Source organism: Arenibacter sp. 6A1 (assembly GCF_012272855.1).
Lineage (GTDB): Bacteria > Bacteroidota > Bacteroidia > Flavobacteriales > Flavobacteriaceae > Arenibacter.
In genome coordinates, this window is sequence record NZ_JAAXCQ010000020.1 from 29,743 (window position 1) to 42,841 (window position 13,099).

Here is a 13,099-nt window from a genome sequence, read left to right on the forward strand (position 1 = left end):
TTCTATTCAATTTGTATTTGTTAAATTAGTTGCTTACAAGGCATAACCAATCTAATACATACCGTTGTAATTAACATTATAACGGAATTTGAAATATTCATATTAAAAGAAATGAAAAACTTTATCTTATTATTTCTATCAATCCATCTAATTGCATGTAATTCTGATGATTCAATGGATGAACCAAATAGTCATTTAGAAGGAAATTTAGAAATTAGCTCATCCAAAGATCTAGAAAGCCCAAAAATTAAGGCATATGAATCAATTAGCGGAAATCTAATTATAAAAAGCACCTACGATATTGAGAACTTAAATTCTTTACAGAACTTAAAACAAGTTGGAGGTATTTTTATTAAAGGCAACCAAAACTTAAAATCCTTATCAGGATTAGAAAATATTCAAAAAATAGCGTTCTTGGAAATTGAAAATAATCCCCAACTGGCATCGTTAAACGGCCTTGAAAATTTAATCGAGATTTCTCGAGACTTCATTATTAAAAATAACGATGATCTCATTAATTTAAATGCGTTAAATAAGTTAACGAAAATAGGCAATCAGTTTTTTCTTTTCGACAACCTATCCTTGACAACTTTAGACGGATTAGACAATTTAAAAGAGTCAGATCAACTATTAATCACCAATAATATCAACTTAACCAACATCAATGCCTTAGGCGGTATTTATTCTTCTTCTGATATAAGGATTGATTCAAATGATTCATTAGGAGATTTTTGTGCCTTAACGCATTTCGCACAGGAAAATAGCGAGTCTATTTATTTTATAGCTAGGTTTAATAAGTATAACCCAACGCTAGAAGATTTGATAAATAATGATTGCTCTATATAATACTATTATAAACATGGGCTAACCCAATTAACGGGTGTAATCTAAAAAGTGTACTGTAGGATCCGAATAAAGGAAAGAGTTAACCTGATACCTCCACACCCCTACTCCACACTGATCCCTAACTAAGAAAGGATCACATGCTTCTAATTTATTCCCTTTCGTTATTTAATTCTTTTTTTTGCTAAGGGTTGTGCTCTTTTTACTTGCAAATCTTTGATACCAAAAACCTTAAAATTATTAAAATAAAATGGCCTTTATAACGGACTTTTCTTTGATATACATGGTGCCATGAGTATGGTTGAATAGATGTCGTTATTTGGATAGGTTATGCCTGGGCAGATGAACCGCGCAACCATGCCGTAGTGAAGGTTAACGGTGATGATAAGGAAAAGGTTATAAAATATCCTCATACCTCCCACACAAGAATCGCAACTTAAATTTGGGTAATAAAAGTATTTAGAAATAGGCAAAGTAGCTCCGTAATTTATTTTGAGCACCTATTTTATAAATTGTTAAAAAGAAGGTATGATATTAGTTAGGAACAATTATAACTATTCTCCCGAACTTTTAGTACATATTCGCTTGGGCTAAGGTCCATTAAATTCTTAAAAGCCTTGCTAAAAGAACTTCTACTGGCAAAACCACACTCCTCGGCTAGGGCATCCATAGTGTTGTGCTCTAAAAAACCGTTATCCATCAAACATTTAGCGTGTTCCATGCGTAAATTATTCTTATAAGTGGTAAAACTTAGACCGTAATGTTGGTGTATGAAATACGATAAATGGTGGGCAGGCATTTCCATTTCCCTAGCAAATTTACTTACAGTAAAATCTCGATCCAAATACATTTTTTTTTGACCAAGAAGCTCCAATTTCTCTTTTATCTCGGTTTCATCCAAGCCAAATTTTAAGTTTGCATCTAAGTCTGTAGGTTTGTCTTTAATAACTTGTTGTTTTCTTGAACGGGGATACCCATGAAGGATCATGGGGAAATAAATCGGAATAACTCCAATTACAAAGAAAATTAAATACAGTAAAACCGTTATTATAACACTTGCGTTTTCGAAACCAAAAAAGTGGTTAAAAATACTGACATCCATCCATTTTTCAATGGCATGTACCATTGCTACTAAAGACATCCCCATTAGCATCAGCCAAAAAAACATCAACCAATTATTCAATGTAGTCTTAAACCTATCGTTGGCTCCTTCTTTTAAGAAAGCCCATAACTTAGGTAACAAGACCAACAAGAAAACACATTGCCATACATGACGAAGAAAATAATGTTGGTACAAAGTCAATAACCAATAATGGGCCCTAAATCTATTTTCAGTATCCGTGATTGCCCCCTGTAAAATCTCCCCGTACACTGTACTCGGGGCTGCATAAACAGCGACCACATCTATTACCCCCAATAAAAATGGCACAAACAATAACCAGTATGTTTTTTTCCAGTAAAATTGATCCTCTATTAAGGCCTCGAAATAAAAATAGGCAGGAACTATTATGAGGTGATATAGTGTAAGGGGCCATAAAAAAAACCAAGAGAATTTATTAAGGTGCCCTGCTTCAACAATATAGGTCTGCAAGGTATAAATAGAAATAATAAAGTAAAAACAGCCTAAAAATAAGGTGGCTTTGGTGTTCGTAGATTTTTTAAAGAACAACAAGGAGGTTAAAACGAAGCCAAAGATCGCGGTTATTAATAAAATGCTGTTCAAACTACAATTATTTAAAAAATTAATTCCCCTGTATTACTTGGACGATAGCCACTATATTGAAACTAAAATAGCGTTTAAGGGATATCGGTCCATTTGTCTTGAATAAAATTCCGGAAACCAAATGTAATATTTAATTTACCTTTTATAAAAAAAAGCAATTTAAATTATACATAAATATTTCAATTTTGAAGTACTATATTCCTACATATTTAAATTTTATTTCCTTAACGATATAGACCCCAAGGATTAGCAAGCAAGCGTAAGGTAAAAGCTATCCTAGTAATTTTTCTTTTTATATAATCAACCGACAAAGTATTGTAAAAATAATATTTACAATAATAAGGACGTATTGGTCCACCCAAAGCCCTTGGCCTTTCCATTATGTGAATGGTATAGTACTGAGAAAGATATTTTTTTAGATGCGGTCTCTAAAAACAGGCAACAAACACTTCATGTTTTAAACAGATTTCTAATGATTAAATAACTAGAATTGTTTCTCTAGTAGACTTTATTTTACTTAGCTGTAGACTAAAATCATCTTGATTACTGTTTGCTGCCTCATACTTTAGCCGCAGATAAGTTCGGAGTGTTATTTCAAATTTATACATTTGAGATAATCAACAACTTAAGAATTTAATATGAGACTAGAATCTAAAGCAGCTATACAAATTCAAAAAGCAATAGAGGAAGTTTTTGAAGGCATTGTAAATCCAGAGAAAATGACGAAATATTTCATTTCGAAAAGTAGTGGAAGGTTGCAAACTGGTAAAGACGTACTTTGGAAATTTCCTGAATTTGATGAAAAGTTCCCAGTCACAGAAATCAAAATAGAAAACAATCGTTCAATTTCTTTCGTCTGGGACCCAGAAACTGTTGTAAAAATCACATTAGAAAAATTACCAGACAATAGTACCTTGGTAAAGGTAAACGAAAACGGAAAAGAATTTAATGAAGATAATCTAAAATGGGCTTTAGAAAATTCAGCAGGATGGGCAAATTTCCTAGCTTGTATGAAGGCCTATCTGGAGTATGGAATCCAACTTCGAAAAGGTGCATTTGACTTTATGCGAAAATCATAAAAATATGCTCCAAATAAAAATATCAGCAAAACAACATGCAGGTATTGCAAAAATGACTTTTGTTATTGCATTTCCCGATTCTCTGACTAAGGTAGAATACAAAATAAATTGCCCCAAGAGATTGAATAGGTTGACTGCTTATAACCAAGTGAAGGGTCTAGAAGATATTGACGATAAGGTAAGCTCCAAAATATTCTTTCAATAAAAAGGACTAAACCCGGATGCCTACCCAACTAAAGGAGTTATTTAAGGTTATAGAATTGAAAAATTAGATATTCGGCTGCCCCAACAAGTCAGATGTTTAGACGAAAACAGATGAACTAGTAAAAGGTCAAAAAGCAGCTAAAAGAAATAAATACTGGCACCCAATTGCTATAATTGATTGAGCCACAACACTAAAATAAACATATAAACCTAAACCTGCGAGCCCAACTGTTATTCAAAAAATATCTGATCATTTATGAAATACCTTCTTCTTTCCTTTTCCATACTGACATTTTTAGCTTGCAATTCGGAGTCGAAAGCTACACTAGAAAAGGAAACTAATATTGAGAACACCGACAAAATACGTGTATTAAACTTCGCCTCAGTCCACCTAAGCGGAAGTACCGACGCCTATTCTTCCATCACAGACGTAAACAGTCCAAAGGCCACAGCGGACATACAGGAAATAGTCAACCGACTGGTAAAATTCAAACCAACTATAATCTGTGTAGAAATTCCACCAGAAAGCACCGAATTTATTAATACAACCTATCAAAAATACAAGACAGACCAGTCGAACCGAATTAATTATTCTGAAGAAGTAAATGTAATTGGACTTGAAGTGGCTCGTTTGAGTGGAACAAAAAAAATATACGGAATAGATAACGCAATCGGATTTGACTATCCTAAACTCGTTGAATTAGCTAATAAGAATTCTTCAGACAGTCTTTATGTTCAAAACATCATGAGTAGTTATGAAACTCTAAATAACAAACCGCTTCTTGAGCAGTACTCCGAAATAAACACTACTAAGTACAAAATGGAAACATATGACCTATATAATTTTCTGGCAACGATGCATACGCCAAAAAACTTTGAGGGAGCTGATATAATAGCTGATTTCTACAAAAGAAATTTGAGAATGTATGCGAATTTTTCAGATGTTCCTTTAACAAAGAATGATAGGGTTTTAATTATAATGGGAGCTACACACACCGCATATTTTGATATCTTCCTTGGAAATAGTACTAAATATATTCTGGAAAACGCAATGGAATACACAAACTATAAGGAAAAGAACTAGGCACTACAAAATATGTATGCTATAGATTGGTCTATAACATAGTTTGAACACCCTACTAATTTTTCAAAACTATATTTTATATAGAGAGGTTGGTACTGTGCCATATACCAATACCTTGGCAACAATGACCACTTATTCTACTCAATAAAAGCAATACTACTATGTTGGGGAATATTAGAAAATCTGTTTGCTATTTTAGAACATATAAACTATTACTATAACAACTAATGATTGATAATCGGTGTGATGTCTTATATATATATATATATATATATATATATATATATATTAAAATAAGAGATTAAAAACCGTAAGTTTAGCCAAAGATTTAGTTAGATATTGAATTTAAATAAGGAGGCAACATTGCTAAGAAATCACAGCTTGATTCTCACAAGGCTTGATAAACTTATCATTGTTATGCATTTTTTAAACAGCCTAAAAAAGTGGAGACAAAAAACTACAGATTAAAGGAAATAGAATCGGCTGATATAAAAAACATTCACAAAGGCCTATCCAACCCAGACATAACAAGATATTATGACGTACACTTCTCCACGCTAAAAGAAACAGAAGAACAAATGGAATGGTACAAAAATTTAAAAAAAGAAGGAACTGGAATTTGGTGGGGAATTTACGATAAACAGAATAATAATTTTTGTGGCGCTGGAGGATTCAACAATTTAGAAAGCCAACATAAAAAAGCTGAAATTGGACTATGGCTTTTAAAAGAGTATTGGGGAAAAGAAATTCTAAAAGAAATAATGCCCAAACTTTTTGAGCATGGTTTTACTCAACTGAATTTGCATCGAATAGAAGGTTTTGTCGTTAGCGAAAATTCGAAATGTAAAAGTGCCTTAGAAAAAATAAACTTCAAGTACGAAGGAACGATGAGAGAATGTGAAATCAAAAATGGAGAAAAAATCAATGTTGACATTTATTCAATATTAAAAAGTGAATGGTTCAAACAAAACCGCACTACAAGTAATGGTTAAGGGCGTTACCCCTGGCCATAAGGGACTTGTACCCTTTGGACTAATTATCTACCTTGCATTAATTATATGATGCTAAGCATACACATATATAAAAATAATTGCCCAATTTTGGGCTTAAACAAAGGGCGTTGCAAGTTCAGTACATTTGATTTTCCTTCAGAAAATCCTCGTACATAAACCCTCAACTTTTCTTAAACGTAACCCTTGTAAAGCATTTCCAAATAACGAGAGGAACTATAATTAATATGATAAGAATAATTAAAAAATATTTGAGAAATCAAAATTCATTAAATACTGAGATTATTTTAAAAGCAACTGAAATAAGTAATACAATAAACAGTTGGTTATCTACTAACTATTACGAAAAGGTTTCAATGGGCCAAAATTGTAATAGTTCATGGTATTTAAAAGAAACTGGAAACAAGAACACATCGTATCCATATGACTGGATATTCTCTAGTGGAGAAATCATCACTCATACCATAAAAGATGAATTTAAAACATTTCTTGATAAGGATATGATTTTTGATATAAAAAAAAATAAAGCAGGTCATTCTTTGTATCATTCATATCTTTTTAACCATAGAAATCCGTTGAAATCTGATGAAGATTATAATTATTATGACCGAGGCGTTAAGAGGTTTCTAAACCTCTTAAAAGATACAAATAATAACATCCTTTTTGTTTGTACAGTTATTCAAGAGAAGGAAAAAAGGCGTGATTGGGCCAACGGATTTGACAGAGATTTTAAATTGCCAATTAATCAAGATTTAAATTCATTTACAGAAACTATTGAATTGATACAAAGTATCAATAAGAATGTCAAATTTATCTTTATAAATCAATTAACGGAAGGTAAAATCAACTTAGAGGTTAAAACAATTAACGCCGACTGCCTATGGATAGATTTTTGTTCAGAAGGCTCAAATTCAGGAGTAAAATACCGAAATAAATTTGATGATCTAATAATGAAAATCATATACAAAGGTATGTATCAAAAAAATACTTAACATCATGTACCCTTGTGGGCACTATCAAAAAACCAACCTTAGCAGTCGAGTGAATGGTTCTGACCTTATAGGACGGATCTCCTATTCTTATCCAATGCCTTCCCTTATTGGATTCAATTTTCTTGTGAATATTAAATTTTGTAATCTTTATATTTCAAATGATATTAGATAAATTCTTATATTCAATCCTTTTATATAGAATTTTAAGGAAATACTATAAATCCTTCCTTATCGCTAACAATTTAAATAACCTAAACCATCGAAATGTTGAAACCACTTTACAATTGCTACATTTTACTAGTAGTCCTCATGGCTTCCTGTCAGCAAACCAATAAGACAAAAGAACTCCCTAAAATTGCTATTGCAGGTCTGGGAATAGAAAGCAGCACCTTTTCACCTGCCTTAACCCATGAAGAAGCTTTTCATGCCAAAGAAGGAGATTCCATATTTGCAAAATACCCATTTCTACAAATTGATTCTTTAAACAGAAATAGGGCCCAATGGGTGCCTACCTTAGTTGGAAAATCATTGCCCGGAGGAACGGTAACCAGGGAAACCTATGAATCTTTGGTTACGAAAACCTTAAAATCATTAAAAGAAAACGGGCCCTACGATGGACTTTTTTTTGATATTCATGGTGCGATGAGTGTCGTGGGATTAGACGATCCAGAGGGCGACCTGATTGAACGAATTAGAGCGGTAATCGGGACAGAGGTGCTTATATCTACCTCTATGGACCTACATGGAAACGTATCCAAGAAATTGGCCAAACACACCGATTTAATAACTTGCTACCGTATGGCACCCCACGAGGATGCCATCGAATCCAAAAAAAGAGCCGTCGACAATCTGCTAGAACGACTAGAAAATGGCAAAGGCAGGCCTGCATATAAAGCTTGGATCCCTGTCCCCATATTATTGCCTGGAGAAAAAACCAGCACCCGTATTGAACCAGGTAAAAGTCTTTACGCAAAAGTTCCTCATGTCGCCAATGAAGAAGGCGTAATAGATGCCGCTATTTGGATTGGTTATGCCTGGGCCGATGAACCGCGAAACCATGCTGTAGTGATGGTTACCGGTGATGATAAAGAAAAAGTTGAAAAAGGTGCAGAATCATTAGCCCAAAGTTTTTGGGATGTCCGCAACGAATTTGAATTTGTTGCCCCAACGACCACCTTGGAAGAAGGTTTAAAACTGGCTCTTGCCAGTGAAAAACACCCATTTATAATCAGCGATATGGGAGATAACCCAACCGCTGGTGGTGCCGGTGACGTTACTTGGACATTACAACAATTATTAGCCCGCCCCGAGTTTAAATCAGACAAGGGCCCTTCCTTGATTTATGCCTCCATCCCTGGTCCTGAGTTTGTTGCTAAAGCACAAGAAATAGGTGTTGGCGGAAAAATTAAGGCAATGGCAGGTGCGGCAGTAGATGACCGATTTGCTGGTCCCTTGGAACTAGAAGGAACCATAGAAGCCATTAAAAAAGGTGATAGGAATGCAGAAGTAGAGGTTGTTGTTAAAATTGGCAGTATACATGTAATCGTGACTAAAAAAAGGAAACCGTACCATCATTTAAGCGATTTTACCGACTTAGGCCTAAACCCTAAAGAAACAGACATCGTTGTGGTGAAGATAGGTTACTTGGTACCTGAACTTTATGATATGCGTGGCGATTGGGTAATGGCATTAACCCCAGGTGGTGTTGACCAAGATCTTCATCGATTGGGTTATAAACGTATCAATAGACCTATGTTTCCGTTAGACAGCACCATGGTAGAACCAGATTTGAAAGCCAATTTTATTCCAGCCTCCAATGCAACCGAATAATAATGAAGAATCGGAATCTATTCATTCCGTACAAAGAGGGCTTTTTCTTGCAAACAACAGCTATGTATAGCGGACGATACACGCCAAAAAGCACCGTGACATTTTTATGATTCCATTCTCTAGTAGTGGCTTCCACTGATTCAGTAGGCTAACTGCTAGAAAAAGAGAAATTGTAATTAAAAATCATGTCAGAATTTAAACCAGCCTTAAGCCGTTTTCTTTTTGGAAAACGGCTTAATTCCAATGCTTTTTTAGGATGCTTTTTTGCCGATACCCAATCCGACCATCATTGCAATGATTGTATAAAATACAAAAAAGCGTTCAATTTAAAGTACTCCAAAGACCTGTTACCTTATAGACAACAAAATCTGTAATTTAATTTTCAATAATAATTCACCTCAAATACCTTTTGCCACATACAATTACCATATTCAATTCGTCTATACCTTCAACGATCCGGCACAAGCTTCCCAGTATTTTTTTTAGCTCCTTTTTTCTCTACGAACGAACGGCCTTTTCTATAGGAGTCTCACCGGCTAGAATTTCAAAAACCCGATTTTTTTGTACCTCATCTTCCAATACTTGAACCAATATTTTAGCGACATCTGCTCTAGAGATACTTCCTTGCTTTTCTAATTTTCCTTTTAATTCAATATGACCTGTACTTTCTTTATCCGTCAGGGCACCGGGTCTTACGATACTATAGTCTAACCCACTAGCCTTTAGATAATCATCTGCATTTTGTTTCGCTTTTAGATAATCTTCCAGATCCTCACTCATAGAAGGGTTATCGGCCCCCATAGAGCTTAACATAACAAACTTCCCGACTCCGGCATGCTTAGCAGCATCGGTTAGTCTTTTTGCTCCTTCCTGATCTACGGCTATCACATGTTTGCCTTTAGAACCCGCAGCAAAAATCACTTTGTCCGCATTTTTTACGGCATCACTTAGATCTTCCTTTAGATCGGCCAGCACAGTAGCTACTTTTTCGTTTTCGAAATGATCTTTTTGCTCCTGTGTTCTAACCATGGCTATGGGCCTATAGTTTTTCGATTCTTGTAATAAACTGATGATAATTCTTCCAGTAGTACCGTTCGCGCCGGCAACTAATACGTTTTGTTCTTTACTCATGATCTTTTTTTTTAAAATTATTTAAACGACAGCTATTAGCACATTTTTTTTAAAAGTAAAAGACAGGCTTATGACCACTTTTTCTTTTGCTTTTCCCTGAGCCAAATATTCATATGCATCATCGCCATCTTCGAGCGAATAAACAAGATCGACTATTGGCTTAATTTTTTTATTTTCGACCAGTATTGTGATAGCCTTCAATTGCTCAACATTAGACTGCATCCAGGTTAGTTTATATGCAGCCGATTTCTCTTCAATCAATTTTGATAACTCCTCGGGTAGCTTATAATTGGTCATACCCAATTGTTTTGCTGTTTACTCATCAGGAGGGCCTACTATCGTGGTTACTTTTCCACCTTCTTTAATGATTCCAAAAGCTTCTCAACAACCACACCACTGAAGTCATAACCGATTGTACTAGGTAATTTTAAAGGAACCATGGAAGTACTCATTTCATCAGCACCTTAAATATACCATTAATCTACCTTATCCGATAAAATACGGCTTTCTATTCTAGGGCTTGGTCAATTTTATATCTCTTTTCGTTGTTTTTTAAAGATAGTATCGCCTTATCGCTATTTATTGTTGCTGCCCTCGTACGGTGTTGGCACATCCTGCTTATTAACTCCTTTTTTAGCAGTAATTTCTTTGGCTCTTTGATATTCCTCGGGATTTGCTGTTAGTCCTTCTTGACTGGCACCCCTAGAAGGATTGAACCTTAGTGAGGTATAAAGAGGAAAGTGATCCGAGCCAATAGACGGTAATCGCTGAATAGAATGCAAGGTAAAATGATCACTATGAAAAAGATGATCTAAAGGCCAACGCATGAACGGATATGCCGCATGAAAAGTATTGAACATTCCCCTTCCTATTCGCGGATCTAATAAACCACTAATCTTACGGAAAAGATGTGTCGTTGAGGACCATGCTACATCGTTAAGGTCTCCTGTCACTATGATAGGTTTTGTGCTCTTGTCTACACTACGAGCTACAATGATCAATTCTGCATCACGTGGCGCAGACTTTGTGTTTTCAGTCGGACTCGGTGGTGCTGGGTGGAGGAAATGTGCACGAACCCTGTCACCTGTCCGCAATTCTATGGACACATGTATGGAGGGGACATTTTTCTCTACTAAAAATGAAATTTCCTGATCATGTAAAGGCAGTTTTGAATAAAGGTGAATCCCATAAAGATTGTCAAGTGGACATTTGACAGCATATGGCATATCAGATTCCAACACCTTTAGTTGTTCTTCCCACCACCGATCAGATTCTAAGGTTACCAGAATATCTGGCTGGTATTTATTCACCAATTTTAGTAAAGCTTCCACATTTCGGTTGGTAGTAAGAACATTAGAGGTGATAATGCTGAGTTGCCCTCCAGGGCTATTTTCCTTCGCTCCTTTCACCTCCTTGGGCCAAAAGGGTGTATAGGGCAATATCCACCACAATTGCCAAATAAAACAAGCGCCGTTCCCAAAAACAAGCATCCAAGTTATAGGATATTCTAAATTTAAAAAAAAGATACTTACTAGTAACAAGACCAATGAAAAAAGCATGATTTGTACTCTGGGAAAGTCCATACTCCTTATAATCCAGTGTGTACCCTTAGACAATGGCAGTATGGTAACTAATACAGTAAGAATGGTACAAATACTAATAAAAATGAGCATGTTAATGATTGTTTACTATTATTGATTGTCTAAAAAGTAGGATGATTTGGCATTTTAAGATTGATATTACCAAAGGCTCTTGGCAGTTAGTTATTTATATCTGACTAGCGCCTGTTTTTTTTACGCTCATGGATAATACTATTTACCTCCATCAAACCAACATAGCCGGTATTTGACAAGAAATAATTTTACCCGCCAGTAAGATACCCCAAATAACCTACAATCCAATGTTGACCAGGTCTTTTAGGTGCTAATTTATATATTTTTTAGGCTTCATATTTCTAACAGTTTTTGTTTAACATCTCTATGATGTTCCGCTATAAATATGGTGATTTTCTGTAAAAGGAATTCGCTCCTACTCCAACCTCATCGTCTAGATAAACTACCTTAGCATTACAAATATCCATCAAAGCGAATGTTATTATTCGGATGGGCTCATGTGGGTTAGCATCCGATCCTCATAAAAGAAATAACATAATCACGGACCGCTATGTTTGCTTCTAAAGCAACTAATCTAAGTAACACTAATTAAACCTAGCTATAGCATTAGAAGAGGAGGGAGAATTATTTTGAATTATATGCATGCAGTAACTGACAAAAGGTAAACCCCTCATCTATATCTATAATGGTGCGGGTGCCCTCGCTTATAACCTTTAAAAAGCTGTTTTAAGTTTTCATTATTGTAGAGAATATTGGGTAAATAACGGTTTCTGATAAATGCGTTATTTATTTTTTAAAACATTGTTTAAGTTTTGGAAAAACATCTTCCAACCATTTATAATGCCCGATTTCATTGTTTGATCTTTTTGCTTGTTATTCGCAAAACTTGAATATAGTACTATCCTTGTTTCTGTTCCAATAGTTTGGAATTTAACTTCCGTGGTCACCGGCACATTGTTTTCCCTATCTTCGTCCCAAGAGTCTTTGTAAACAATCCGATCTGATTTTTGCAGTAAAAGGTACTCGCCTTTTGTTGGGTACACCACACCTTCGGGAGATTTCATATGTATCCTACCCCCCCCTACTTTCGGATCAAGTTCTGCTTTTACAACTGAAAACCCTATTGGGAAAAACCATTGCTGGAATGTTTTCAAATCTGTCCAAGCATTATAAAGGCTGATATATCCGCTTCGGTTTCAAAATCTAGTACTAGTGTTGGATCTAAATAATTAGATGTTTTATATCTCTTTTCCATCTTAATTACCCTTATGCTAAATAAACTGCTTATATCCGTGCTCTATGAACCGGTAACGATCAATTTTAAGTCTTAAAGGATAAGTTGCGGCAATGCCATAGGGGAAAAAGGAGGAGTTTGCCAATTAAACCAACACTAAATTTATGCCTAATATCTAAAGAATAGCTTGTGCACAATTTTTCGCTATCAAAAACACCTAGGTGTCCGTTTGATCCAGAATTTTAGAAACAACATGAATTGCAAACCGGATGTCCATAGAAGGTTGTAGCCTCTATAATTATAGAATGAAGTATACAAAAAAGCGCGGCTTGGTAAAAGCACTTAGCAAGCCGCGC

General features: G+C 35.0%; 13 protein-coding genes. 8 read left to right on the forward strand and 5 right to left on the reverse strand.

Translation table 11 applies throughout. The features are described from left to right. Nucleotides 1-111: 111 nt before the first annotated feature. Together HCG49_RS15530 and HCG49_RS15535 are read left to right on the forward strand one after the other, a co-directional pair. Nucleotides 112-846, forward strand: coding sequence for a hypothetical protein (locus HCG49_RS15530; RefSeq protein WP_168470444.1), 735 nt, complete (start codon nucleotides 112-114; stop codon nucleotides 844-846). A gap of 314 nt (nucleotides 847-1,160) precedes the next feature. Continuing rightward, a complete protein-coding gene (locus HCG49_RS15535; RefSeq protein WP_317167509.1) occupies nucleotides 1,161-1,283 on the forward strand; it encodes a M81 family metallopeptidase in 123 nt (40 codons plus the stop codon). A 98-nt stretch (nucleotides 1,284-1,381) separates the two neighbouring features. On the opposite strand, the gene HCG49_RS15540 is transcribed toward HCG49_RS15535, so the two are convergent. Further along, a complete protein-coding gene (locus tag HCG49_RS15540) occupies nucleotides 1,382-2,566 on the reverse strand; it encodes a helix-turn-helix domain-containing protein (RefSeq protein WP_168470445.1) in 1,185 nt (394 codons plus the stop codon). 638 nt (nucleotides 2,567-3,204) lie between these two features. Between HCG49_RS15540 and HCG49_RS15545 the strand changes: the two genes are divergently transcribed. The 6 genes from HCG49_RS15545 to HCG49_RS15570 all read left to right on the forward strand — a co-directional run bounded on the left by HCG49_RS15545 (nucleotide 3,205) and on the right by HCG49_RS15570 (nucleotide 8,765). Beyond that, nucleotides 3,205-3,645 carry an SRPBCC domain-containing protein gene (locus HCG49_RS15545; protein ID WP_168470446.1) on the forward strand — a complete coding sequence of 147 codons (441 nt, stop codon included), beginning with the start codon at nucleotides 3,205-3,207 and terminating at the stop codon, nucleotides 3,643-3,645. A gap of 4 nt (nucleotides 3,646-3,649) precedes the next feature. Continuing rightward, complete coding sequence (locus HCG49_RS15550) at nucleotides 3,650-3,850, forward strand: hypothetical protein (RefSeq protein ID WP_168470447.1); 201 nt, start codon at nucleotides 3,650-3,652, stop codon at nucleotides 3,848-3,850. Nucleotides 3,851-4,105: 255 nt separating this feature from the next. Next, entirely contained in the window at nucleotides 4,106-4,933 is an 828-nt protein-coding gene (locus tag HCG49_RS15555) for a DUF5694 domain-containing protein (RefSeq protein ID WP_168470448.1), read from the forward strand. A gap of 443 nt (nucleotides 4,934-5,376) precedes the next feature. Then, a complete protein-coding gene (locus HCG49_RS15560; protein ID WP_168470449.1) occupies nucleotides 5,377-5,925 on the forward strand; it encodes a GNAT family N-acetyltransferase in 549 nt (182 codons plus the stop codon). 245 nt (nucleotides 5,926-6,170) lie between these two features. After that, nucleotides 6,171-6,935 (forward strand): DUF1796 family putative cysteine peptidase, encoded by a 765-nt coding sequence (locus HCG49_RS15565; RefSeq protein ID WP_168470450.1) that lies wholly within the window; start codon nucleotides 6,171-6,173, stop codon nucleotides 6,933-6,935. Nucleotides 6,936-7,199: 264 nt separating this feature from the next. Continuing rightward, nucleotides 7,200-8,765: a M81 family metallopeptidase gene (locus tag HCG49_RS15570; RefSeq protein ID WP_168470451.1), complete on the forward strand. Its 1,566-nt coding sequence runs from the start codon at nucleotides 7,200-7,202 to the stop codon at nucleotides 8,763-8,765. A 498-nt stretch (nucleotides 8,766-9,263) separates the two neighbouring features. Here the strand turns inward: HCG49_RS15570 and HCG49_RS15575 are convergent, their stop codons facing one another. The 4 genes from HCG49_RS15575 to HCG49_RS15590 form a co-directional block, all read right to left on the reverse strand. Then, nucleotides 9,264-9,896 (reverse strand): SDR family oxidoreductase, encoded by a 633-nt coding sequence (locus tag HCG49_RS15575; RefSeq protein WP_168470452.1) that lies wholly within the window; start codon nucleotides 9,894-9,896, stop codon nucleotides 9,264-9,266. 21 nt (nucleotides 9,897-9,917) lie between these two features. Then, the gene (locus tag HCG49_RS15580) at nucleotides 9,918-10,193 is read right to left on the reverse strand and encodes a zinc-binding dehydrogenase (protein WP_168470453.1); all 276 of its coding nucleotides are present in this window, start codon (nucleotides 10,191-10,193) and stop codon (nucleotides 9,918-9,920) included. Nucleotides 10,194-10,471: 278 nt separating this feature from the next. Continuing rightward, nucleotides 10,472-11,569 (reverse strand): endonuclease/exonuclease/phosphatase family protein, encoded by a 1,098-nt coding sequence (locus tag HCG49_RS15585; protein WP_168470454.1) that lies wholly within the window; start codon nucleotides 11,567-11,569, stop codon nucleotides 10,472-10,474. A gap of 722 nt (nucleotides 11,570-12,291) precedes the next feature. After that, nucleotides 12,292-12,690, reverse strand: coding sequence for an SRPBCC domain-containing protein (locus HCG49_RS15590; protein WP_317167510.1), 399 nt, complete (start codon nucleotides 12,688-12,690; stop codon nucleotides 12,292-12,294). Between the last annotated feature and the right edge of the window lie 409 nt (nucleotides 12,691-13,099).

Coding starts and splice junctions, on each gene's coding strand:
- HCG49_RS15585 (WP_168470454.1), bottom strand. CDS start 11,569: ATGCTCATTTTTATTAGTATTTGTACCATTCTTACTGTATTAGTTACC.
- HCG49_RS15575 (WP_168470452.1), bottom strand. CDS start 9,896: ATGAGTAAAGAACAAAACGTATTAGTTGCCGGCGCGAACGGTACTACT.
- HCG49_RS15565 (WP_168470450.1), top strand. CDS start 6,171: ATGATAAGAATAATTAAAAAATATTTGAGAAATCAAAATTCATTAAAT.
- HCG49_RS15530 (WP_168470444.1), top strand. CDS start 112: ATGAAAAACTTTATCTTATTATTTCTATCAATCCATCTAATTGCATGT.
- HCG49_RS15570 (WP_168470451.1), top strand. CDS start 7,200: ATGTTGAAACCACTTTACAATTGCTACATTTTACTAGTAGTCCTCATG.
- HCG49_RS15545 (WP_168470446.1), top strand. CDS start 3,205: ATGAGACTAGAATCTAAAGCAGCTATACAAATTCAAAAAGCAATAGAG.
- HCG49_RS15550 (WP_168470447.1), top strand. CDS start 3,650: ATGCTCCAAATAAAAATATCAGCAAAACAACATGCAGGTATTGCAAAA.
- HCG49_RS15555 (WP_168470448.1), top strand. CDS start 4,106: ATGAAATACCTTCTTCTTTCCTTTTCCATACTGACATTTTTAGCTTGC.
- HCG49_RS15580 (WP_168470453.1), bottom strand. CDS start 10,193: ATGACCAATTATAAGCTACCCGAGGAGTTATCAAAATTGATTGAAGAG.